21 protein-coding genes are annotated in these 23,256 nt (G+C 65.5%); 10 read left to right on the plus strand and 11 right to left on the minus strand.

What is annotated here, in order from left to right:
• Positions 1–305 precede the first annotated feature (305 nt).
• Positions 306–551 carry an iron oxidase gene (locus JQ604_RS34195; protein ID WP_212365131.1) on the plus strand — a complete coding sequence of 82 codons (246 nt, stop codon included), beginning with the start codon at positions 306–308 and terminating at the stop codon, positions 549–551.
• Positions 552–658: 107 nt separating this feature from the next.
• On the opposite strand, the gene JQ604_RS34200 is transcribed toward JQ604_RS34195, so the two are convergent.
• Positions 659–2,101, minus strand: a complete 1,443-nt coding sequence (locus JQ604_RS34200) for a helix-turn-helix domain-containing protein (RefSeq protein WP_212365132.1) — start codon at positions 2,099–2,101, stop codon at positions 659–661.
• 407 nt (positions 2,102–2,508) lie between these two features.
• Here JQ604_RS34200 and JQ604_RS34205 point away from each other — a divergent pair, with 407 nt between their 5' ends.
• The 3 genes from JQ604_RS34205 (at position 2,509) to JQ604_RS34215 (ending at position 4,301) form a co-directional block, all read left to right on the plus strand.
• Positions 2,509–2,718 (plus strand): DUF4170 domain-containing protein, encoded by a 210-nt coding sequence (locus JQ604_RS34205; protein ID WP_108522535.1) that lies wholly within the window; start codon positions 2,509–2,511, stop codon positions 2,716–2,718.
• Between the two features lie 255 nt (positions 2,719–2,973).
• On the plus strand, positions 2,974–3,534 hold the full coding sequence (locus JQ604_RS34210) for a hypothetical protein (protein ID WP_212365133.1): 561 nt from the start codon (positions 2,974–2,976) through the stop codon (positions 3,532–3,534).
• Between the two features lie 23 nt (positions 3,535–3,557).
• Positions 3,558–4,301 (plus strand): glycine-rich domain-containing protein, encoded by a 744-nt coding sequence (locus JQ604_RS34215; RefSeq protein ID WP_212365134.1) that lies wholly within the window; start codon positions 3,558–3,560, stop codon positions 4,299–4,301.
• Here the strand turns inward: JQ604_RS34215 and JQ604_RS34220 are convergent.
• A complete protein-coding gene (locus tag JQ604_RS34220) occupies positions 4,298–5,182 on the minus strand; it encodes a metallophosphoesterase family protein (RefSeq protein WP_212365135.1) in 885 nt (294 codons plus the stop codon). The genes JQ604_RS34215 and JQ604_RS34220 overlap by 4 nt on opposite strands.
• A gap of 133 nt (positions 5,183–5,315) precedes the next feature.
• Between JQ604_RS34220 and JQ604_RS34225 the strand changes: the two genes are divergently transcribed.
• The 5 genes from JQ604_RS34225 to JQ604_RS34245 all read left to right on the plus strand — a co-directional run bounded on the left by JQ604_RS34225 (position 5,316) and on the right by JQ604_RS34245 (position 9,016).
• The gene (locus tag JQ604_RS34225; protein ID WP_212365136.1) at positions 5,316–5,804 is read left to right on the plus strand and encodes an NUDIX domain-containing protein; all 489 of its coding nucleotides are present in this window, start codon (positions 5,316–5,318) and stop codon (positions 5,802–5,804) included.
• Positions 5,805–5,866: 62 nt separating this feature from the next.
• Positions 5,867–7,000 carry a hypothetical protein gene (locus tag JQ604_RS34230; protein WP_433996314.1) on the plus strand — a complete coding sequence of 378 codons (1,134 nt, stop codon included), beginning with the start codon at positions 5,867–5,869 and terminating at the stop codon, positions 6,998–7,000.
• A 46-nt stretch (positions 7,001–7,046) separates the two neighbouring features.
• Positions 7,047–7,982 (plus strand): glycosyltransferase family 2 protein, encoded by a 936-nt coding sequence (locus JQ604_RS34235; RefSeq protein WP_212365138.1) that lies wholly within the window; start codon positions 7,047–7,049, stop codon positions 7,980–7,982.
• 53 nt (positions 7,983–8,035) lie between these two features.
• Positions 8,036–8,548 (plus strand): GNAT family N-acetyltransferase, encoded by a 513-nt coding sequence (locus tag JQ604_RS34240; RefSeq protein ID WP_212365139.1) that lies wholly within the window; start codon positions 8,036–8,038, stop codon positions 8,546–8,548.
• A 150-nt stretch (positions 8,549–8,698) separates the two neighbouring features.
• A complete protein-coding gene (locus JQ604_RS34245; protein ID WP_212365140.1) occupies positions 8,699–9,016 on the plus strand; it encodes an EthD family reductase in 318 nt (105 codons plus the stop codon).
• 87 nt (positions 9,017–9,103) lie between these two features.
• Here the strand turns inward: JQ604_RS34245 and JQ604_RS34250 are convergent, their stop codons facing one another.
• From JQ604_RS34250 to JQ604_RS34290, 9 genes are all read right to left on the minus strand, one after another.
• The gene (locus JQ604_RS34250) at positions 9,104–11,365 is read right to left on the minus strand and encodes a TonB-dependent receptor (protein ID WP_212365141.1); all 2,262 of its coding nucleotides are present in this window, start codon (positions 11,363–11,365) and stop codon (positions 9,104–9,106) included.
• Positions 11,366–11,507: 142 nt separating this feature from the next.
• Positions 11,508–11,930 carry a DUF2946 family protein gene (locus tag JQ604_RS34255; protein ID WP_212365142.1) on the minus strand — a complete coding sequence of 141 codons (423 nt, stop codon included), beginning with the start codon at positions 11,928–11,930 and terminating at the stop codon, positions 11,508–11,510.
• 19 nt (positions 11,931–11,949) lie between these two features.
• A complete protein-coding gene (locus JQ604_RS34260) occupies positions 11,950–14,343 on the minus strand; it encodes a TonB-dependent receptor (RefSeq protein ID WP_212365143.1) in 2,394 nt (797 codons plus the stop codon).
• A gap of 111 nt (positions 14,344–14,454) precedes the next feature.
• Positions 14,455–14,874, minus strand: a complete 420-nt coding sequence (locus JQ604_RS34265) for a DUF2946 family protein (protein WP_212365144.1) — start codon at positions 14,872–14,874, stop codon at positions 14,455–14,457.
• A gap of 176 nt (positions 14,875–15,050) precedes the next feature.
• Complete coding sequence (locus JQ604_RS34270; protein WP_212365145.1) at positions 15,051–15,494, minus strand: hypothetical protein; 444 nt, start codon at positions 15,492–15,494, stop codon at positions 15,051–15,053.
• A 74-nt stretch (positions 15,495–15,568) separates the two neighbouring features.
• A complete protein-coding gene (locus tag JQ604_RS34275) occupies positions 15,569–17,632 on the minus strand; it encodes a hypothetical protein (RefSeq protein WP_212365146.1) in 2,064 nt (687 codons plus the stop codon).
• 1 nt (position 17,633) lies between these two features.
• Positions 17,634–20,435: a DUF4159 domain-containing protein gene (locus JQ604_RS34280; RefSeq protein WP_212365219.1), complete on the minus strand. Its 2,802-nt coding sequence runs from the start codon at positions 20,433–20,435 to the stop codon at positions 17,634–17,636.
• Positions 20,435–21,376: a DUF58 domain-containing protein gene (locus JQ604_RS34285; protein ID WP_212365147.1), complete on the minus strand. Its 942-nt coding sequence runs from the start codon at positions 21,374–21,376 to the stop codon at positions 20,435–20,437. The genes JQ604_RS34280 and JQ604_RS34285 overlap by 1 nt, the downstream gene beginning before the upstream one ends.
• The gene (locus JQ604_RS34290) at positions 21,376–22,380 is read right to left on the minus strand and encodes an AAA family ATPase (RefSeq protein WP_212365148.1); all 1,005 of its coding nucleotides are present in this window, start codon (positions 22,378–22,380) and stop codon (positions 21,376–21,378) included. The genes JQ604_RS34285 and JQ604_RS34290 overlap by 1 nt, the downstream gene beginning before the upstream one ends.
• Before the next feature lie 227 nt (positions 22,381–22,607).
• Between JQ604_RS34290 and JQ604_RS34295 the strand changes: the two genes are divergently transcribed.
• Entirely contained in the window at positions 22,608–23,249 is a 642-nt protein-coding gene (locus tag JQ604_RS34295) for a DUF1285 domain-containing protein (protein ID WP_212365149.1), read from the plus strand.
• Positions 23,250–23,256 lie beyond the last annotated feature (7 nt).

Consider the following 23,256-nt stretch of genomic DNA (forward strand, 5'->3'; position numbering starts at 1 on the left):
CGCGGGTGCGGCGTGCACCCGGTCTTCCCTGCGCCCTCGTTATCTGAGAGGGCGGAACGAGATGGAAAACTCGGACAGATCATGTCGCGAGAATGCGGATGCATATTTCAATGTCATCCCCGCGAACGCGGGGATCCAGTACGCCGCGTGTTCTCGGTTGAATCACAACCGCCTCTGGAATACTGGATCACCCGCATGCGCGGGTGATGACACCGAGTTGTTGCAAGTAGAGATGATGGATTGCTTCGCTTCGCTCGCAATGACGGCTAGGATGCCAGCAGCCAACACACGGAGAGACAACTCCAATGACCGGGCAATCCTGGCGCTGTTCCAGACGACGCCTCATCGCGCTCGCTGCCGTCATGCTGAGCCCGAATCCGACCTCCGCCTCCGACAAGATGACAAAACCCCAGGCCGCCTATCAGGACGGGCCGAACGGCATCTACTCCTGCGGCCTGTGCACGCTGTTCGTCGAACCGAACGGCTGCAAGGTGGTCGAGGGCGAGATCAGCAAGGGCGGCTGGTGCAAGGCGTTCGCGCCGGTGGATTGAGCTCTTGCCATACGCACGATTGCGTAGGGTGGGCAAAGCGTCAGCGTGCCCACCATCAGGAGCACCCTGCAGATGGTGGGCACGGCGCAAGCGCGCCTTTGCCCACCCTACAATTCTCTTGCATTCGAAAACGCGAACGAGCTCACCCGCCGCGTCGTTTCGTCGAGGATCAGGCTGCGCGTGATCGGCGGCTCGGCGCGCTGGCTGCAGTTTTCGCGTTCGCAGAGGCGGCAGTTGACGCCGATCGGGGTGCCCTCGGCTTTCTCCAGATCCATGCCGGTGGCGTAGACGAGCTTTGCGGCGTGGCGGATCTCGCAGCCGAGGCTGAGCGCAAAGCGCGGCTGCAGCTGGGGATGCGGCGCAATCGGCCGGCGCACCGTCTGCGCGATCGAGAAATAGCGGGTGCCGTCGGGCAATTCGATCACCTGGCTGAGCAGGCGGTCCGGTGCGTCGAAGGTCGAGTGCACGTTCCACAGCGGGCAGGTGCCGCCGAACTTGGAGAACGGGAAGGTGCCCGACGAGAAGCGCTTGGAGACGTTGCCGGCATTGTCGACGCGCAGCATGAAGAACGGCACGCCGCGCGCGTTCGGCCGCTGCAGGGTGGTGAGGCGGTGGCAGACCTGCTCGAAGCCGGCGTTGAAGCGCTGCGCCAGCACATGCACGTCGTAGCCGAGCTGCTCGGCGGCGGCATGGAAAGCCCCGTACGGCATCATCGCAGCGGCCGCGAAATAATTCGCGAGCGTGATGCGGTAGAGCCGTCGTGCGGTGTCGTCGAGCGGGCCGGCGCGGCCGACAATGGCGTCGATCGCGCCGCCGTGTTCGACGAAGCCGAGCTGCAGCGCGAGCTGGAAGATCCGGCCCGGGCCGTCGACCAGTTCGGAGAGCAAGAGCTGCCGGCGATGGCGGTCGAAGCGGCGCAGCGTCTCGCGCATCACGTCGACAGGCATGATGCGGGTGACGATCGAATGCTTTTCCCGCAGGCGGTCGGCCAGCGCGGCATAGAGGCCCTCGGCCGGCGCGTTGATCTCGTCGCGCAGGCTTTCTGCCGCGGTCTCGATCTCGCCGAAATAGTTGCGGTTGGCCTCGATCAGATCGCGCACCCGCTCGATCGGATTGGCCTCGAACTGGGTACCCTCGCGGTTGGCCATCTGCGCCGCCGCCATGGTCTCGCCACGGCGCGCCTCGGTGTAGGCCGCATAGAGCCGCTGCAGCGCGTGCGTCACGCCGGGGCAGAGCTCGGCGAGATCGCGCAACTCCTGCTTCGGCAGGTCGATCTGGCGGAACAGCGGATCGGAGAAGATCTCGTTCAGTTCGGCAAAGAAGCGGTCCTCGTCGGCGGTGGCGAGATCGCGCAGATCGAGGTCATAGGTTTCGGCCAGCCGCAGCAGCAGCTGCGCGGTCACCGGCCGCTGGTTGCGCTCGATCAGGTTGATGTAGCTCGGCGAAATCTCCAGCCCCTCGGCCATCTGGGTCTGCGACAGCCCAAGCTGCTGCCGGATCCGCCGGAAGCGGGGCCCGACGAACAGCTTTTTTGCGGAGTCAGCGGGCATGGGAGGCTCTCCCTTCGCCTCTCCCCGCGTGCGGGGAGAGGCCGGATTGCATCGTCAGATGCAATCCGGGTGAGGGGGACTCTCCGCGAGTCCCGCTGTGGCCGCCCCTCACCCCAACCCTCTCCCCGTAAGAACGGGGAGAGGGGGACGATTGAGCGTCTCCTCCGAGCGCAGGCATGGCAGTCTTCCTGACCTATATGTGACTAAATTGACAAAATTACATTTATTACAAGTGATGATGTTACATGACATCACCAATAAAAAACAAGCCATCTATACGCAGATCGTGTTTTCGCGTTTAGCTTCTGCCACGCATTTCACAGCGCGTTGTCAAAGATGTCGCTGGGTGACTGAGGACGAAAGCTTTGGCCGGCGCACAAACAGCCGGTTTCACAAGGAGACTGACAATGACCAAGGGCAGCAATTTCTGGGTGATCGGCGGCGAGTTCGGCTCGATGAACTTCCACAAGCTCGTCGAAGGCTCCGCGCAGGTGCAGGGGCCGTTCAAGACCCGCAAGGAAGCCGAGGATGCCTGGCGCGTGGTCTCCGAAGAGAACCGCCACAAGGCCGGCGTGCGCTTCTCCATCGTCGAAGAGCCGTCGCGCGTCTCGGCCTGACGGACCGCTTTACACCAATCAAGAAACGTCCAGGGACGGCGGCCCCATCCGGTTCATCCGGGTGGGGTCGACCGCTTTGGGGGCAGCACCGCGACCACAGAGCGTTTTCGAGCGAAGGGGATGCCGGTCGGCGTGAAGCAAGCGCGTCAAAGAAAAGATGTGTTGGGGATAAGTCCTTGGGATCAAACGCCCTTTGCGGCAAACATGGTTACTGATAGGTTAACGCTCGTCCCCGTGAGCATGAGGCCGCATCCGATGGCAGATCCGCAGAACACCGGCAATGAGGCCCGCGAGATGCGGCCGACGCTGCGTGAAGCCTTGCGGAAGGCGCGGATCGAGGCGGCCGATCGCACCGGGGTGGTGGTCGAACTCCGCGATGCCGAGGTGGCGCGGCTGGAAATCCTCAATGATGCGCTTGATCCGCTGTTCGCGCAGGTGCCGGACAAGGTCGACCTGTTCGACCGCGGCATCAGCCAGGGCGAGACGCCGCGGCTGTGGATCGACGTGGTCGCGCACATCCTGATGGGGCGCGACAAGCGGATCTATCGTTTCGTGCAGGACAGCCGCTTCGGCCGCATCGTGCTCGCCGAATCGCACGACGTGCCCGTGATCGTCGATGCCGTCACCGATTACGTCGCGCGCCGTATGATCGAGCGCGAGCATGCGATGGTGGCGACGCCGATGCCCGAGGTGAAGGAGGAGCCCGTCGTCGAGGTGAGGAAGCGCGGCGGCTTCGGCATGTTCGTGTTCGGCTTCCTCGTGGGCGCGCTCGCGCTGTTCGGGCTGGCGCTGTTTCTGAGCCTGCGGAATATGTAGGAAGCGGCGAGCCGGGGGGCATCGTGGTCATCACACCTACCTCGGCGTTTTTCGCCATCCTCGCCGCGGGCTCGGTGATCGGCAGCGCGGTGCTGTACAACAAATGGCAGACGTTCCGCCGCGCCGACTACATCCGCACCTTCATTTGGCCGCGCGGCCTGCTGGAGCGGCTGGAGAAGCGCCATCCCGGCTTCGCCCGCAAGGACAGCGCGCTGGTGTCGCGCGGCTTGAGGCAGTTTTTCGTCGCCTATCTCATGAGCGGCAAGCGCTACGTGTCGATGCCCTCGCAGGTCGCCGACGATCTCTGGCACGAGTTCATCCTCTACACCCGCGAATATGACGCGTTCTGCCGCCGCGCCTTCGGCGGCTTCCTGCATCACACGCCCGCGGTCGTGCTGGTGAAGGAGCGCCGCCAGAGCAATGAGGGCCTGCGGCGGGTGTGGTGGTATTGCTGCAAATACGAGAACATCGATCCGGTCAGGCCCACGCGGCTGCCGCTGTTGTTCGCGCTCGACAGCAAGCTGAACATCCCGAACGGCTTCGTCTATCAGCCCGACTGCGAAGCGCTGCGTCGTAACGGCAGCGGCGGCGGCTATTGCGGCGGCGATTTCTCCGACTCCTCGATCGACGGCTCCTCCGCAGGCTTTGGCGATGCCGGCAGCGATAGTGGTGGCGACAGCGGTGGAGACAGTGGTGGTGATGGCGGAGGAGGCGGCGACGGTGGAGGTTGCGGAGGTGGTGGCTGCGGCGGTGGCGGCGGAGATTAACTCAACCGAACCTGCTGCAGCTCATGGATGCCGTCATGCTTGCCAAAACCGCGCACGGTCTGCTCGCAGCGCCAGCCATTGCCGTCGCGCTCGACGGTGAAGAGATTGTAGGCCGCACCCGGATAATGCTTGCGCGCCAGCGCCGATGCCGACGGCACGCCGATCGCGGGGATTTTTCGCTCGGGCCCGTCGAACCACATCGTCGAGTGAATGTGGTCGTGGCCGTGCAGCACGAGCTCGACGCCGTGCCGCTGCAGCAGCGCGCGCAACTGATGCGAGTCGGTCAGCCGCTTGGCGCGGCCGTCGGAGTGCAGCGGATGATGCACCAGCAGCACGCGGAAGGCATCCTCCGTCGACAGCTGCGCGAGGATGGTTTCGAGCGCCTCGAGCTGCGCCTTTCCGAGCCATCCGGTCGCCATCAGCGGCGGCGTCGGCACCGCCGAGGAAGCGCCGATCAGCGCCAGCGGCCCGCGCCGGCGCAGGAACGGGAAGGAGACCGTCGCTTCGGCATCGCCGCGCAGATAGTCGCCAAAGGTATGCGTGAAACGATGCCGCGTCGCGCGCACATAGGCGTCGTGATTGCCGGGCACGATCGTGACGTCGCTGGGCTGGCCGACGCCCTCCAGCCATTGCCTTGCGGGGTGAAATTCGGCGTCCAGCGCCAGATTGACGAGATCGCCGGTGACGGCGACATGATCCGGCTGCTGCGCCTGCATGTCCTTGACCAGCGCGTCCAGCACGTCGCGGCGGTGATATTTGTGCCGGTTGCGCGTCCAGTTCAAATAGCCCAGCGCCCGCTTGCCCGCGAGATCGCGCAGCCGCGCCGCCGGCAGCGGCGGCAGATGCGGGTCGGAGAGATGCGCAAGGCGGAACGCCGCCATTATTCGGTCCCGCTCGGATTGCCTGTGTTATACGGCCGGCGCACGGTCATTCGCGTGATCCCGAAAGTCCTGTCCTGTCTTGGCAAGCCGGAGGTGTCAGCGCAAGATCAAACACCATGTGACAGAGGTATCAGTGACGGACCTGCAGGGTTGGCGCCGACGTTTCGAACCGCAGTTGAGGCGGGTGTTTCATGTCTACTGGCGGTTCGCCCGCGGCATGACGCTCGGCGTCCGCGGCGTCGTGCTCGATGCCGACAACAGGGTGTTTCTGGTCAAGCACAGCTACGTCCATGGCTGGTACCTGCCGGGCGGCGGGGTGGAGGTCGGCGAGACCTTTCTGGAATCGCTCAGGCGCGAACTGGTCGAGGAGGGACGGATCGAGCTCACCGGCGAGCCGGTGCTGCACGGCGTCTTCCTCAACCAGCACGTCTCGCGCCGCGATCACGTCGCGGTCTACGTCGTGAGGCATTTCCGCCAGGACCGGCTGCCGGAGCCGAACCACGAGATCGTCGCGACCGGCTTTTTCGACGCCTCGGCGCTGCCCGACGAGACCACGCCGGGCACGCGGCTGCGGATCGCCGAGGTGCTCGAGGGCAAGCCGCCGATCGCGACGTGGCGCTAGCCGTGTGCTGTGCTAGGTTCCCCTTGATCTGACATCGTCGGGCGGGGCACCTGTTGAAGTACGTGAAGGCGATTTTTTGCGTTGTATTGCTGCTGGTGCTCGCCAGCAACATCTGGTCGATGTCGAAATGGAGCGAAAGCCGCGGGGTCTATGACGACATCTGCTATCTCCGCCAGGCGCATCTGTTCAAGCGCTTCGGGCTCGGCGGCATCGACACCAACATCGCCAGGGATGACGATCAATACCTGGCCGAGAGGCTGAAGGAGATCAACTATCCGACCTGGAACGACCCGGCGACCGCGCCGTGCCACGTCGTGATGGCGGGCTCGGGCAAACGCGTGATGCAGTATCCACCGGGCACCGGCTTCGTGCTCTCGCTCTTTCCCGAAGGCTTTCAGGTGATCCCGCTCTACGTGCTGACGTCCGTCGTCGCCGCCGGCTTTGCCATGTTTGCGATCAACCTTGCGACGAATATCAGCACGCTGGCGCTCGCCGGCGCGTGCGGCATTGTCGCGATCTATCTGATGGTCAATCCGACCAAGGCAAGCTATTCGGTGGCGCCCACCATGATCGTTTGTGCGTTCGCAGGACTCGTGACCGCATGGCTGTTCAGCGCGCCGGCACGGAATCGCTGGACGCTGTGGGCTGTCGTCGGCCTGTTGATTGGTCTGTCCGTCAGCTTCCGTCTGCCGAACCTGCTCCTCGCATCCGGCTATTGCCTGTTCCTGCTCGCAGCGTTCCTGGTCGCGCGCAACAGGCAGACCTTTCTTGCAGGTCTCTCGTTCGGTGTCGCGTTTCTGATCGGCCTCACACCGACATTGATCGCCAATGCCGTCAATGCCGGCAGTCCGTTTGCGACGACTTATGGCAGCGCGGACGTCGTGCCGCCTGAGATCGACGCGAGTGTTCTGCGCCTCTATCTGCTCAACCTGCAATTCGGCCTGCTGTTGATAGCTGTGATCTGGACCGCGGCGCTGTGGCGGTTCGCCGGGCGTGGCGGCAAGCAACTGGCATGGCTCGTTGCGGCCAATCTGGCAGTGAATCTGGTTTTCTTCGCCACCCATCCAATCTTCACGCCCTATTACATCATGCCGGTTGTTTCGCTGTCGCTGTGGACGTTGCTGTTTGTCACCTTGCTGTCGCATCGTGCCTTGATCACGGATGGCGTGCGCCCTTGGCAGGAGGCGATCGCCTGATGCGGTATAAGGAGGCCATGGACAGACCTGATTCGGCGGGCGGGCGATGACGACACCAGCGTTGCGGGTTGCGGTCCTGGTGCCGTGCTTCAACGAGGAAGCCGCGGTCGCCACCGTCGTGGCCGATTTCCGCAAGGCGCTGCCCGACGCCTCCGTCTATGTCTACGATAACAACTCGAAAGACCGCACGGCCGAGGTGGCGAGGGCCGCCGGCGCCGAGGTGCGCAGCGAGCGGCGGCAGGGCAAGGGCAACGTCGTGCGTCGCATGTTCGCCGACGTCGAGGCCGACGTCTATGTGCTGGTCGATGGCGACGCCACCTATGACGCGCCGAGCGCACCGCGCATGATCGAGACCCTGCTGGCCGGCCGGCTCGACATGGTGGTCGGCCTGCGGGTCGACCAATCCGTCGCCGCCTATCGACCGGGTCACCGCACCGGCAACTGGATGCTGACCAATTTCCTGTCGTCGGTGTTCGGCCAGACCTTCACGGACATCCTGTCCGGCTATCGCGTGTTCTCGCGCCGCTTCGTCAAATCCTTTCCGGTGCTGTCGGATGGTTTCGAGATCGAGACCGAGCTCACCGTGCATGCGCTCGAGCTGTCGCTGCCGGTCGCCGAGATCGAGACGCCGTATTACGCGCGGCCCGAAGGCTCGGTCAGCAAGCTCAACACCTGGCGCGACGGCTTCCGGATCCTCGGCACAATCCTGAAGCTCTACCGCTCGGAGAAGCCGCTGCGATTCTTCGCCACGATCGGCATCTTCCTGGCGCTGGTCTCGATCGGGCTTGCGGTGCCGATCGTCATCACGTTCATCGAGGAGGGCGTGGTGCCGCGGCTGCCGACCGCGGTGCTGTCGACCGGCCTGATGATCGTGGCGGTGCTGGCGGTGTCGGCGGGGCTGGTGCTCGACACCGTGACGCGCGGCCGCCGCGAGATGAAGCTGCTGGCCTATCTGTCGCAGCCGGCCCCTCGCAGGGATTAACGCTGATCGGGAGATGGACCCGGTCCCCGCCAGATGCTATCCCGCGAACTACGATGAACGATCTTTCCCTGACCATCCTGCCCGAGACCCCGAAAGACGCGCAGGCGATCGAACGCCTGCTCGAGCGCACCTTCGGTCCGGGCCGCTTCGTGCTCAGCGCCTACCGGCTGCGCGAGCATGTCGATCATCTGCTCGATCTGTCCTTCACCGCGCGGATCGGCACGCTGCTGGTCGGCTCGGTGCGCCAGTTGCCGGTATGCATCGGCGAGACGCCGGCGCTGATGCTCGGGCCGTTGACGGTCGAGCCGCCGTTCCGCAGCCGCGGTGTCGGCCGCCTGCTGCTCGAACGTTCGATCAACGATGCCCGCGCGAAGGGTCACCGTCTGATCGTGCTGGTCGGCGACGAGCCGTATTATTCCCGCGTCGGCTTCAAGCCGATCCCGAAGGGACGGGCGATCATGCCCGGGCCGGTCGACTACAGCCGTTTGCTGGTGCTGGAGCTGGTCGAGGGCGCCTTCGAGGGCGTGTCCGGTCCGATCCAGCCGGATTGGAGCAAGGCGCTCTAACGCGGGTCACAATTCTGCGTGTTGGACGCTAGCGTGGTCGTGATGCCACCGGAACCCGGGTCGCAGTTGCACGGCCGAGAAAACTGAAGCACAGTTGGCATGAAGCGCCGGGCCACAACCGGCGCATGTCACATCAAAAGGGAGCGCGCCGTGATCAAGGTCAGTGTCATGTATCCAAACAACCCCGGTGCGCGCTTCGATCACGATTACTATCGCGACAAGCACATGCCGCTGGTGAAAGCGCGCCTCGGCGACGCCTGCAAATACTACACGGTCGACAAGGGCCTGGCCGGCGGCGCACCGGGCGCTCCCGCGACCTATGTCGGGATGTGCCACATTTTCTGCGACTCCGTTGAAGCCTTCGCGGCCGGCATGGGCAAGCATGGCAAGGAGATCATGGCCGACATCCCAAACTACACCGACCTGCAGCCGGTGATCCAGATCAGCGAAGTCGTCGTCGGCCATTGAGGCCGCGGACGTCGAAGAGCATTGTCCCTCTGCCGGGTGCGGCAGAGGGATTTTGCTTGTCACGGTGCTTCACATCCGCAAAGCGCCTCACAGCTTCTGTGAAATGCCGATATAGAAGCCGCGTCGCGGGCCGTATTGCGGCGCGAACACGCCGATTCCAGAGCCATCCCTGATCTGGTAGATCGAATCGAACAGGTTGACGACGTCGAAGCGGACGGTTGTCGGCTTGTTCGGGCCAACGATGTTGAAGTCATGTGACAGGCCGAGATTCACCTGGGTGTATCCCGGCAGGTGGTCGGTGTTGGCGAAGCCCGAGCGCAGGCCGCTGCCGTAGATCATCGAGGCGCTGAAGCGGGTGCCGTTCCAGAGATAGGACGCGCCGGCCGACGCCGTCCATGTCTGGGCGTGATCCGTGTAGACGTAGTGGCTGGCGATGTATGCGAGTTCGTCGGGATCGAACAGGTACTGGTTCGAGACCACGTTGGTCGCGATCTGCTGCGCCCAGGCCAGATTCCCATAGGCCTGGAAATTGCCGTTGGTGTATTTCGCCTTGAGCTCGACCCCGACATTCTCGCCGCGCTCGTAGTTGAATCCGGTCAGCACATAGGCCGCGCCGAACTGACCGTCGTCGAGCAGATCACGGGCGGTCTTGTAGTAGGCGTCGATACCGACATCGAGGCCCGGTATCGCATAGATCTTCTGGTCGACGCCGACGTCGAACACGTTGGAGCGTTCCGGCAAGACGGGGCTGCTGGTGGCGACCGCCGGCTGCTGCGACGTTCCCTGAACCAGCGCCAGATTGACCGGGGCTGCGATCGCCTGCTCCGGTGGCGTGAAGTTGCGCGAATAGCCGGCGTGGAAGATCGTTCCATCATATGGCTTCCAGGTCAGATTGACCCGCGGGCTGAGCTGGTTGGCGTCGACATACTGGTACATCTGGTCGAAACGGAGGCCGACATTGAGGGTCAGCTGGTTGTTGATGCGCCATTCGTCCTGCAGATAGGTGCCGATCAGCCAGCCGGTCTTGGCATTCGAATCGAAGATCGAGAACGGCGCGTCGATGGTGCCGGCGCTCGGGTCGGTCGGGTCAACCAGCGGCAGCACGGTCGAGAAATTGTTGACCAGCGTTCGTTCCGACGAGGCCGAGAAGCCGAAGCGCAGCGTGTGGGCATAGCCCACGCGCCAGGCCGTGTCTTCCTGGATGCCGTTGACGACGCTCTGGCGATAGACGTCGGATGCGACGCCGTTGAAGACGAGATCGCCGATCGTGTCGGGGTAGAAATGCAGCTGGCTGTAGCGATTGAAGTAGGACAGCTGCATGTCGATGTCTTCGACCGACTTCTGATAGGCGACGACGTTGAACTGGCTGAACTCGGTCTGGCGTTCGTTGAGCTTCGAGGAATCGAAGTTCGAGGTGCCGAACGCCGTGAAATTCGGTGTCTGCCCGGGATTGTTCGGGATCTGGTAGCTGCTGTTGGAAACGCCCCCGATATAGGTCAGGCGGCTGGTCGGATCGAGCACCGTCGACAGGTAGAGAAACCCCTTCTCCTGGGACGTGTTGTCGTGAATCGCATTGTATGACGGCGTCGGGTTCTCGATGCCGACGCTGCTCTGGAAATAGCGTCCCGACACGAAGTACTGGGTTTGCCCGACCGTCCCGCCATATTCGAAGCTCGGGGTGATCGTGCCGTGGCTGCCGCCATACACGCTGACCTTGCCGGTATTGTCGAACGCGTCGGTCTTGGTTTGGATGTCGAGAACGCCGGCGGTGCGGAAGCCGTATTGCGCGGGCAATGCGCCGGTGAGCAAGGCGAGGCTGCCGACAATGCCGGTATCGATGATCTGGCCGAAGGCGCCGACGCCGTCGGGCAGCATGATGCCGTTGATGCGGTATTGCAGATTGGCGTGCTCGTTGCGCACATGGAGTTCGCCGCTCGCCGCCGAGTCCTGCGTCACGCCCGGGAATTGCAGCAGCACCTTGTCGAGCGGCGCGTCGGTGCCCTGCGGCATCGCCTCGATGGCCTGGTGATTGACCTGATGCGCATTGGCGCCGACCGGGGGGACGATGCTCTGGCGCGCCGTGTCGAACTTGTCGTTGGTGCTGGTCACGACCGGCGCGCCGGTGGGCGGACGTGCGGTTGGCGGCGCCTCGCGTCGTGTCGCGACGCGCCGTTTCCTGGGTCGCCGCGGCGTCTGGGCTTGCCGTGGCGCGTCGACATCGACTTCCGGCAGCGTGACGGCGCCGCCTGATCCGGGCGACGGGGTCTGGGCGCCGGCGGCATGGCTCAGCCCGAGCAGCACCGAGGCTGAGGCGGAGAAAAGGAGGGTGGCTCCGAAAGAAGGTTTCATGGTGGGGATCCCGACGGTCGTAACCGGTCCGTTTCGCCGGAGCCGGTTCGGCCTTGCCGTCATTCGCGACGGACCGATTGAATGATTTTCCGAGGCCGCGCCGCGCAACGCGGCCGGACCCCGGTGCAAGAAACGATCGATGTCAGGACCGCGGAGGTGCGCGGGATCGGAAGGCCGAATGGGTCGACCGCAGATGGAGGAATTCGGCATCTGCCGCATGGCGGAGAAGCGCGACGGCTTCGGGCAGCGGCAAAACCGGAGGTGCTGCGCACAGCATGTCGCTGGCGAGTGAGATGACGTCGCAGATCGGGCAATTGTCGGCCGGGTGCTGGTCGTCATCGTGATCGGCGGGCAACTGCGGCTGGCTTGTCTCGGTCGCAACATCGGCCGTGAGCGATGTCCCGATGTGGTCGAGATCGAGCTGCGACATCGCCGCGTTGATTGCCGTTGCCGCCTGGGCGGACGCCAGCGGATGGAAGTGTCCGAACGACATCACGAACTGGACGGCCAGCGCGAACAGCGCCAGCCGGGAGCCTGTCCTGATGTGTTTACGGAACCACGTCATCCGATGACGCCACCCTTGCTCAGAACTTCAGATTCGCAAACGCCCGCACGCCGATGCCGGGCATCAACACCTCGTCCTTGGTGTAGGAGACGGAGTTGCGGATATTTTCGTTGAGCAGATTGTTTCCGACCAGGCCGACTGTCATCTCGCGCGCGCCGATCCAGTTCGGGTTGAGCGTGGTCTTGTAGCTGACCTCGGCCTTCAGCAGATTGTAGCCCGCCGTCGGCGTTTCACCGGTCGCTGCAATGTCGTTCTGCGCGAACGCATGCAGCAGGTTGACGCGCGCGAACCAGTTGGCATCGCGCCAGTAGACGCCGCCGCCGATCCGCACCGGCGGGATCCGCGGCACGTTGGTGCCGTCGCTGAACGTGGCGCGCACCACGTCGATCTGATCCTCGATGCCCCAGATGCCGCCCGAGAGCGGGCCGATGTCGAACTGGCTCTGGAATTCGGCGCCGCGGAAGATGGCGTTGCGTTGCGAGTAGACCGCCTGCCGCGCCTCGTTGCCGGGATCGCCATTGCCGCAGGAGGCAAAGTCGTCGCCGCACATCACCCCGGTCAGCCGGCGATAGATGAAATTGTCGAAGTGGGTGTAATAGGCGGTGGCCTCGAAGCGGAACGGCCCGGTCGCCTTGCGCAGCCCGATCTCGACCGATTTCGCGGTCTCGATGGTCAGGTTGGGATTGCCGATGTCGAAGGTCGCGGTCGCGTCATGCGCGCCGCGGGAGAACAGTTCGGCGGCCTTCGGTGCGCGCTCGATATATTGCGCGGTGATGCTGGCGACGAGATCGCCGGGCAGGTTCTGGATCAGCCCGACGCTGCCGCTGACCGGCGTATAGGACGGGTTGCGCGCGATCGCCGTCTGCGCTGCACCATTCGGCAGGTAATCCGCCGGGAAATCCGGGGTCGAGCCGTGCAGATCGACATGCTCGATGCGGCCGGCAACCTGCGCCTTCGTGGAGTCCGTGAATTTGAATTCGTTGAAGACGTAACCGGCAACGCGCGTGTTGTTGTTCGGATCCCACAGCCCGTTATAGAGCGTGCCGGGATTGTCGGGACTTGGCGCGGTCAGCTGCTGATGTCCGGCCTGCAAGCCGAATGCCGTGGTCACCTGCGCGAAGCGCGCGTTGAACGGCATCATCTGCACCTCGACGCGCCCTTCCTGCTCCTTGTTGGTGAAGGTCTGCCGCACGCCGTCAGTCGACAGATCGTTCGGATCGGCGAGGCCGATTTCGTTGTGGCGATAATCGGTGGCGCCCACCCAGAAGCGCACCGCGTCGATCGCCGCCGCATCCGGGCGGTATTCGCCCTTGGCGGTGAACTTGGTCTGGTGCGCGTCGATCCGCGTCAGATGATCGGCGCCGTCGATGCCGGGGATGTGGTACAGCGAGTCGTTCTGCGTGATCGCTGCGCCAACATAACCGCCCTGGAAGAAGTAGGACGCGCCGATCGAAGCGCCGTCCGACTGTGCCGAGGAGTTCGGCTGCCGGCCGTTCACCGGCCGTGTCGTGTCGAACAGATAGGGATAGCTCGGGATGGAGTAGTCGCCGGACTTGCGGCCGAAGGCGTCGGCATGCACGGCGACATTGTTGCCGCCGGCATCGAGCAGGATGCCGCCCTCGACGCCGCGATCGACCGAGCTGAACGACGTGCGGGTCTCGACATTGAGGCAGCCCGGCGATGCCGCGTCCGCCAGCGGGCTCTTCACCGGCAGGCCGTAGCTCTGGAACGGCGCGGCCGCGCAGGTCGGCATCGCGTCCGGAATGCGGTTGTTGGTGGCGCTGACGACGCCGCCGATCGAGGTCGAGCCATAGCGCAGCGCGGCGGGGCCGCGCACCACCTCGACCTGGTTGGTGGCAAGCGGATCAATGGGAACGAAATGATCTTCGCCCAGATCCGAGACGCCGCCGCCGCTGGTGCCGTTCTCGACGATGCCGACGCGGTTGACGTCGAGACCCCGGATGATCGGACGGCTGGATGCGCCGGGCGCGAAGCTGGAGCCGGTGATGCCGGGTTTCGAGAACAGGAGATCGCCGAGGGTCGCGCCGCTCGAGCGGCGCAGTTCCTCGTTCGGTACCACCGTGACGGTCGCAAACTGGTCGGTGACGATGGGCAGCACGCCCTGCTGCGGCGGTGCGGCGGATGCGGCTTGCGCCGGCGCCGGCTCGGTGGACCGCTCGCGATTGCGACCGGACGTGCCGTGCGCGACACGTGCCGGCGTGGGCTTTGCCACGGTTCGGTGCCGCTTGATCGGGCTCGGCGCGTCGACGCTGACGTCGGGCAACTGGGTGGATGGAGAGGTGGTGGACGGAGCCGGCGGCGGATCCTGAGCCCACGCGGTCTGGCCCATCGCGCTCAGCAACAGCCAGCCGGCGCTCCCGATCTGGAATGCTCGTTTTGTCCGCAGTGTCATTGTCCCGATCCTGATCCCGTCGCGCGCGACGGATCGATTCCGATTTGCCCGACGGGTGAGCAGCCGCGCGTAACGCGGCGGCTCCCTTCCGGGTGCAGCAATCAGTCGATGTCAGGAATGGGGAGGGGCACGGGATCGGAACGCCGACGGCGCCGATTTCAGATGGAGGAATTCGGCGTCTGTCGTGCGCAGCAGCAGCTCAGTGACTTCCGGCAGCAGAAGCAGCGGCGGCGGTGCGAACAGCGCGTGGCCGGCCAGCGACATGACGGCGCAGATCGCGCAGATGTCGCCGTGCCGCTTGTCGTTGTCGTGATTGGCAGGCGACGGCTTTTTGCTGACCTCGATCGCGAGGTCAGGCGTCGCCGAGGTGCCGATGTCGGCGAAGTTGACCTGCGTGAGGCCACTCTTGACGACTGCGGCATGGGCGGCGGCGAGCGGATGGAAGTGCCCGAACGACAGCACGAGCTGGATCGCGAGCGCGAACAGCGCCAGCCGCGAGCCAGTCCTGATGTGTTTGCGGAACCACTTCATGCCGATGATGCCCACCCCATCCAGATAGCGCCACGATCCCCATGGCCATCGGATGTTACATTATAACATCGGATGCTCGGCGTGATGTCAACCGTTGCTCCGGTAACCTGCGATCGATGCGGGATGGTGTGTGATTGTTGCAACGTGCCGGCGCATACCATCCCCGTGGCGGGGTGTCAGATTTCCCGCGAAGTGCCGAATTCCATCGCGAACAGGGTTTCGAGCTTCGACGTGATATCGGGGAAAATCGTTCCGTAGCTGAGACGACGCTGCGAGCCAAAGATACCGCGCGGGTATTCTCCACGGCCATGCACCACTCTGATGTTCGGACCAAGCCGGGTGTGGAGCGCCTCCAGCAATTGCTCATAGGTAGCTACCTTCGTCCTGAAGGTAGCTACCGCAATCGAAGACATGATGTTTTCAATGAGGCAGTCGTTATCCATGATGATCTCAAAGGCTTGGGCGAGATGGCGTTGCATGACGTCGGGGCTGTCACCACGCACCTGAAAAATGAGGTAGCTAACCGCCTCCATTTTCAGCGGCGGCACACCATCAGAGCGTTTTTCGAGCGCGCTCTCCAATGCTTGTAGACCTTCCGCGGATACAAATTCAGCGAACATCCCGTGCGCTTCTCTTTTGCGGACTCGCTTCCTCAAGAACGCCCACATAGTGCCTTCCGAAACCGCTTTGATCGTCAGCGCCCCTCGCGCAGCCAGGTCGCCGCGAACGCGCCGAGCAGCAGCAGCAGCCCGACGATGCCGGCGAACATCGGCAGCACGCCGACGCCCTTGACCACGCTGGCGTCGCGCATCTTGACGCCGAGCCAGCCGTCGCCGCGGAAGATCGAGGACGAGCGCACCGGCACCACGCGCGGCATGTCGAGGCTCGATCCGTCGACGATGCGGCGGGCGTCGCCGCCGGTCGCCTGTGCCAGCGGCTTCAGCAGATCCGTCGTCGAGGTGACTTCCGAGAATTCCTTCGGGTTGGTCGGCCCGACATTGATCAGCGCCTTCAGCGTGCCGTCGGTCGCCTGCCACAGGCCGAGCTCGCTGGCCGGCATGGTCGCGCGCCACTCGCCGGGCTCGCCGGCGGCGAGCGTCAGCTCGCGCGTGGTGCCGCTCGGCGAGGTCACGGTGACCGGCGCAACCGTGTCGGCCATGGTCTGGCGCACCACGGTGAGGTCCTTGCCCTGCACCTGCATGCGCAGCGCTTCCTCGTCGAGATCCGGCTGCTTCATCAGCCAGTGCGACATCCGCCTGAGCAGATCGAGATGCGGGCCGCCGCCCTCATAGCCGCGCGCCCACAGCCAGATATGGTCGGACAGCAGCAGCGCGACGCGGCCTTCGCCGAACCGCGACAGCAGCAGCAGCGGCTTGCCGTCGGCGCCGGTCATGACGGGCGGCGTGATGGCGTTCCTGGTATCGACCGTGCGGAAGAAGCGGCTCCAGCGCGGCGGCTCGGAGGCTGCGCCCTCCAGCCCGCGCGTCACCGGGTGACGTTTGCCGATGTCGCTGAGATGCGCGTAGTACGGCTTCTCGGTGACGCCGACCGGCTCGGCCGGCAGCACCGAGTCGAGCGGCGTTCGCCAGATGCTGGTGGTCGAGGCGTAGTCGGGACCGGCCGACACCAGCACGGCGCCGCCGGCGCGGACGTAGCGCGCGATGTTGTCGAAATAGGCGATCGGCAGCACGCCCTGGCGTGCATAGCGGTCGAAGATGATCAACTGGAATTCGTTGATGTGCTGCTGGAACAGCTCGCGGGTCGGGAACGCGATCAGCGACAGCTCGTTGATCGGCGTGCCGTCCTGCTTCTCCGGCGGACGCAGGATGGTGAAGTGCACGAGGTCGACGCTGGCGTCGGACTTCAGCAGGTTGCGCCAGGTGCGTTCGCCGGAATGCGGCTCGCCCGAGACCAGCAGCACGCGCAGCTTGTCGCGCACGCCGTCGATCGCGACCACGGCGCGGTTGTTGACCGGGGTCAGCTCGTTCTCCAGCGGCGAGGCCTCGATCTCGACGATGTTCGGGCCGGCATGCTTGATGTCGATATCGACGCTGGAGGTCTGGCCACTGTTGAGCATGCGCTCGCTGATGGTCTCGCCGTCGCGGCGGATGGTGATCTTGGCGCGCTCGCCGGTGACGCCCTGGTCGTCGAGCCGGTAGGTGACGGTCTGGGTCTGGCCGACAATGCCGAAGCGCGGTGCGGCGGTGATCGCGATGCGGCGGTCGCGCTCGTCCTTGCGGCCGGTGATCAGCGCATGCACCGGGGCCTGGAAGCCGAGCGCCTGGACGTTGGCGGGAATGTCATGCACGCGGCCGTCGGTGATCATGAAGGCGCCGGCGACGCGCTCGATCGGCACATCCGACAGCGCCGAAGACAGCGCGCCGAACAGCTTGGTACCGTCGGTCTCGCCATCGGCCTGTCCGGCCTCGACGACGCGGACTTCGAGACCCTTGATCTTTTTCAGGCTGTCGACCAACGCCTCTTTGGCCTTCTCGGTCTCCTGGTTGCGGGTGCCGAAATTCTGGCTCGGGCTCTTGTCGATCACGACGGCGGCGACCGACGACAGCGGCTCGCGGTCTTCGCGGGTGAAGGAGGGATTGGCGAGCGCGAGCAGGATCAGCGCCAGCGCCGCGACGCGCACCGCGGCGCCGCGGGATCGCGAGACCAGCAGCAGCGCAGCAATGAAGACGATCGCGCCGAGCGCGAGCCACAGCACGAGCGCGGGAACCAGCGGTGTGAACGCAATACCGTAGTTCATATTATTGCCCCAACCGCTCGATCAGCGCAGGCGCGTGCACCTGGTCGGCCTTGTAGTTGCCGGTCAGCGTGTACATCACGATGTTGACGCCGGCGCGGAAGGCGAATTCGCGCTGGCGCGGTTCGCTGGGGGTGAGCGGCAGCATCGCCTGGCCGTCGGGCCGGATCGCCCAGGCGCCGGCGAGGTCGTTCGAGGTGATGATGATCGGCGAGACGCCGTCGCCGCCGCGCGCCGGACGCTGGGCCGCCTCGTCATCCTCCTCGCGCGGCAGGGCCTCGACCCAGGTCTGGCCGGAATTGAAGCGGCCGGGGAAGTCGCGCAGCAGATAGAACGTCTTGGTCAGCACGTGCTCGCGCGGCACCGGCTCGAGCTCGGGCACGTCGAGGCTGGAGAGCAGTTCGCGCAGCGTCCGCATGCCCGGCGTCTGCGAGCCGCTGGTGTCGCTTGGCGAAGCCTCGATGGCGTCGCGGGTATCGAACACCACGGTGCCGCCCTGCTTCATGTAGGCGTCGATCTTGTTGATGGCGTCCTGCGGCGGCTTCGGCGCGCCGGGCACGATCGGCCAGTAGATCAGCGGGAAGAACGCGAGCTCGTCGCGGGCCGGATCGACGCCGACGGGATCGCCGGCTTCCAGCGCCGTGCGCTGTGCCAGGAACAGGGTCAGCCCCGCCATGCCGGCCTTGACGATGGAATCGACGTCGGCATTGCCGGTGACGACGTAGGCGAGGCGGGTCTGCGAGGTCGACTTCATCGCGAAGTCGTCGTTGCTCTCCGCACGCGTCGGCGAGGGCGACATGGCCGCCAGCAGGAAGGCGATCGCGAGCGCCGCCGGCGCGGCGCGACGGCGCAGCAGCGCGGCGAGCCCTGCGCCGAGCATCGCGACCACGATGGCGTCGATCAGGAACAGCGCCAGCGACGACGACAGCAGGATGCCGCGCAGGTCGCGCGGCTCGGCATTGGTGTAGCTGGCGCGTCGCGCGCGCAGGCCCGACGTGTCGAGCGGGGCGATGCGGTCGGAAGAGGCCAGCGTGTTGACGGCAATCGGACCTTCAGCCGTGCCGTAGAAGCCGGGCGGATGCTCCGCGGTGGCGCGGTCACGATAATCCGCCGGCATCGGCTTGGCGGTCGACGGCGGCGGCCCGAAGGCGCCGAAGCCGTCGAGCGTGCGCAGCGGTGCCACCGTCTCCGAGGTCTGCTCGCCCGCGACGCCCGGGCCGGGCTTTGCGGTGTAGCCGGACATGTCGACCAGCCGCCGCAGCATCTCGACGAAGGTGCCGGACATCGGCAGGTCCGACCAGCGCATGTCGGCGCCGACATGGAACAGGCTGATCACGCCCTTGCCGCGATGCTCGCCGGTGACCAGCGGCGTGCCGTCTTCCAGCGAGGCCCAGCTCTTGGTCGCGAGCACGGCGTCGGGCTCGGCCAGCACCTGCCGGCTCACGGTGATGTCCTTGGGCACATTGAGGCCGGCGAACGGGCCGTCGGCAGAGAACGAGGCCATGTGTTGCGGCTTCTCCCAGGTCAGGCTGCCGCCCAGCGTGCGGCCACCCTTGCGCAGCTTCACCGGCACCAGACCGTCCTCGGCCTGCGCCAGCCGCGGGCCGGCGAAGCGCACCAGCACGCCGCCCTGCTCGATCCAGGCATTGAGCCGGTCGCGGATCTCGGGCGACAGTGTGCCGACATCGGCCATGACAATCATGGGAAGACGCTGGTCGAGGAATTGCGCGACCACCTGCTGCGGCGCGCCGCGATCGCCGAGACGCACGTCGGCAAACGGCTGCAGCGCGCGCGACAGATAGAAGGTCGAGGCGAGCAGCGGCTGCGCGGTGTCGCTGGTTGCGCCGGAGACCACGCCGATGGCGCGGCGGCGCCAGCGCTTGTCGAGCAGCTGCACGGCGCCGGCCGAACGCTCGCCGGAGATTTCGAGCCGCGCGATGTCGTTGCGCAGCTCGACCGGCAGGTCGAAGGCGGCCTCGGTCTCGCGGTCCTGCGGGGCGAATGCGTAGCGGGCTTCGCCGATCGGCGAGCCCTTCGTGTCGGTCGCGCGCACCACGCCGCCGGCGATGCCGTTTTCGGTGCGCAGCACTTTCACCGTCATCTTGGCGGCGGCGTTCTCGGCCGCGACCAGCGCCTGCGCCGAGGGCGCGCCGCCTTCGAAGATGGTCAGGGTGCGGCTCTCGATCACCTTTCCGAGGCCTTCCGCGAATTCGCTGCCACGCCCGGTATCGACGCCGTCGGACAACCAGGCGACCTCGCAATCACCGGTGGATTTGAGGAAACGTCCGATCACGCCCAGCGTTTCGACGCGGTCGACCGAATAGGGCTTGGGCGCGAACTGCCGCAGCGCGACGCGCGCCGTGCCGGCGGTCATCAGCGTGATGTCGCGTGCCGGCTCCGACAGCGGCACCAGCGCGACGCCGCGGCGGTCATTGTCGGCATTGGCGATCAGCTCGTCGGCGGTCTTGATCCGCGCGTCCCAGCTCGCGGCCGAGCTCCAGCCGTCGTCGAGCAGGATCATCAGCGGCGCCTTGCTGGCGGCGAGGCCAACTTGCGGATTCCAGATCGGGCCGGCGGCGGCGAGGATGACGAGGGCTGCGGCGGTCAGCCGCAGCAGGGTCAGCCACCACGGCGTGCGTGCCGGCGTCTCTTCCTTCGGCGCGATGTCGAACAGCAGCCGGGTCGGCGGGAATTCGATCCGGCGCGGCCGCGGCGGCATCACCCGCAGCAGCCACCACAGCACCGGCAGGCTCAGCAAACCCAGCAGCAGCATCGGTTCGGCAAAGGACAGCGGCAGGCCTGCGATCATGCGCTGAGCCCCACTTTGACCGTCGACCGTCCGCCGCCCTTGCTGACCGCCATGCCGGCGTGCAGGAACAGCAGCAGCTCGGCCGCGGAGCGGCTCGTCGTGTGGGTCGAGAACAGCCAGTCGAGCCGGTTGGTCTCGGCCCGGATCTGGTCGCGATGCAGCGCGACCCGCGTGACATAGTCGTTCGCCCAGCTCTCGGCGCGGCCCGCGGTGATCTTCTCGCCGCCCTCGGGCTCGACGAACTCGACGCGGCCGGAATAGGGGAAGGTCTCCTCGGCGGGATCGACGATCTGCACCAGCGTGCCATGTGCGCCGGAGGCGGAGAGACCCGCCAGCATCGTCGTGATCTCAGGGATCGGCGACCAGAAGTCGGACAGCACCACGATCTCGGCGAGCGACGACGGCACGAAGGACGGCGGCAGGCTGGCGCGCGTCGTGTCGTCATGCAGCATCGCCTGCGCCATCTTGTCGATCACGCCGCGGCTCGCGGTTGGGTTCATCAGGCCGGGAACGCCGACGCGTTCGCCGCCGGCGACCAGAAGCTCGGCCAGCGCGAATGCGACGATCAAGCCGCGCTCGAGCTTGCTGTCGCGCGCGTCGCGGGAGGCAAAGGCCATCGACGGCGAGCGGTCGGGCCAGATCCACACCGTGTGCGCGGCCTCCCATTCCTGCTCGCGGACATAGAGATGATCGTCGCGCGCCGAGCGGCGCCAGTCGACGCGCTGCGCCGGCTCGCCGGAGACGAAGCGGCGATATTGCCAAAAGCTTTCGCCGGCGCCGGCGCGGCGGCGGCCGTGCAGGCCGTGGATCACATTGGCGGCGATGCGGCGGGCCTCAAGCACCAGACGCGGCAGCGATGCGGCGAGCGTTCGGCTTTCGCCATCAGCACGTCGGACTGCCAGAATCTCCCCGTTCTGCTGCTTGTCGCTAACGGCCATCAACCGATCCGCGTCTTCAATTGCCTGATGACATCGGGAATGGTGCGCCCTTCCGCGCGCGCCGAGAAGGTCAGCGCCATGCGGTGCTTCAGCACAGGTTCGGCAAGATCGAGCACGTCGTCGATCGAGGGCGCGAGACGTCCGTCGAGCAGTGCGCGGGCGCGCACCGCGAGCATCAGCGATTGGCTGGCGCGCGGCCCCGGACCCCAGGCGATCAGCTTGCCGGCTTCGCCCCCCTCGGGGCCGGGACGCGCGGCGCGCACCAGCGACAGGATCGCTTCGACCACGCTGTCGCCGACCGGCAGGCGGCGCACCAGCCGTTGCGCCGAGACCAGCGTCTCCGCATCCATCGCGGCCTTGGCCAGCGTCTCTTCGGCGCCGGTGGTTTCGAACAGGATGCGGCGTTCGGCGTCGCGATCGGGATAGTCGACGTCGATCTCCATCAGGAAGCGGTCGAGCTGCGCTTCGGGCAGCGGATAGGTGCCTTCCTGCTCCAGCGGGTTCTGCGTCGCCAGCACGTGGAACGGCTTCGGCAGATCGTGCCGTGCGCCGGCGACCGTGATGTGCTGCTCCTGCATCGCCTGCAGCAGCGCCGATTGCGTGCGCGGGCTGGCGCGGTTGATCTCGTCGGCCATCAACAGCTGCGCGAACACCGGGCCCGAGATGAAGCGGAACGAGCGCTTGCCGGCGCTGCTCTCGTCGAGCACCTCGGCGCCGAGGATGTCTGATGGCATCAGGTCGGGCGTGAACTGGATGCGCTTGGCGTCTAGGCCGAGCGTGACGCCGAGGGTCTCGACCAGTTTTGTTTTCGCAAGGCCGGGGACGCCGATCAGCAGCGCATGTCCGCCCGACAGGATCGTCACCAGGGTGTTTTCGATCACCCGCTCCTGGCCAAAAATGACGGTGGATATCGCTTCCTTGGCGGCGCGGATCTGGCCTGCGACCTGTTCGGCCGAACGGACGATCACATCCTCCAGTTTCTCGACGCTGTCTGCACCGGCCATTCCGTCAGCTCCTTCTCGGCTCTGCGCCGTGACGCACACCGCCATGCCATGGACACATGCTAAACCTAAGCGAAGGCCATGTATTCGTTGAGTTAAACTATCCCCACCTTATCGGTATTTCGGGGTATGAACGGCATCACGATGTGGCGAGAATGACCTCCCGCGCACATCTATGGCAACGTGCACCAATCGTGCCAGATTGAGGCTTCGAAAGCTTAAGGCAAACAATGGCGAAGCAAGGGCAAAGCGGGCAAGGCCGGGAAAACACGGCCCTCGGCGGCAAAGGTCTCGAAGGCCTCACCGCCGCTGCGAGCCATGCGGCGAAGACAAACCCATCCGGCGGCAAAGGCTTGCCTCCGGTGCATTTGTGGAATCCGCCGTTCTGCGGCGATCTCGACATGCGAATCGCGGGCGATGGAACGTGGTTCTACATGGGAACACCGATCGGCCGGCCGGCGCTGGTGCGGCTGTTCTCCACCATCCTGAAGCGCGAGGGGACTAAGCACTTTCTCGTGACGCCGGTGGAGAAGGTCGGCATCCGCGTCGACGACGCGCCGTTTATGGCGGTTGAGATGCAGAAGGATGAGGATGCGCGGGGGCGTCTGCTCAGGTTCCGCACCAATGTCGACGACTGGGTCGATTGCGAAGAGGGACACGGCCTGCGGTTTGAAGCCGCGGAAGATGGCGGGTTGACGCCGTATCTGCACGTCCGCGCCGATCTCTGGGCCAAGGTGACGCGTGCGCTGTACTACGATCTGGTTGACATGGGTGAGGAGCGGATGGTCGATGGCGAGCCCATGTTCGGGGTCGAGTCGGGCGGCGAGTTCTTCGCGATGGCGGACGCGCAACAGGTGAGGGACGCGCTTTGAACGGGCC

The sequence above is a fragment of the Bradyrhizobium jicamae genome (assembly GCF_018130695.1).
Taxonomy (GTDB): Bacteria; Pseudomonadota; Alphaproteobacteria; order Rhizobiales; family Xanthobacteraceae; genus Bradyrhizobium; species Bradyrhizobium jicamae_B.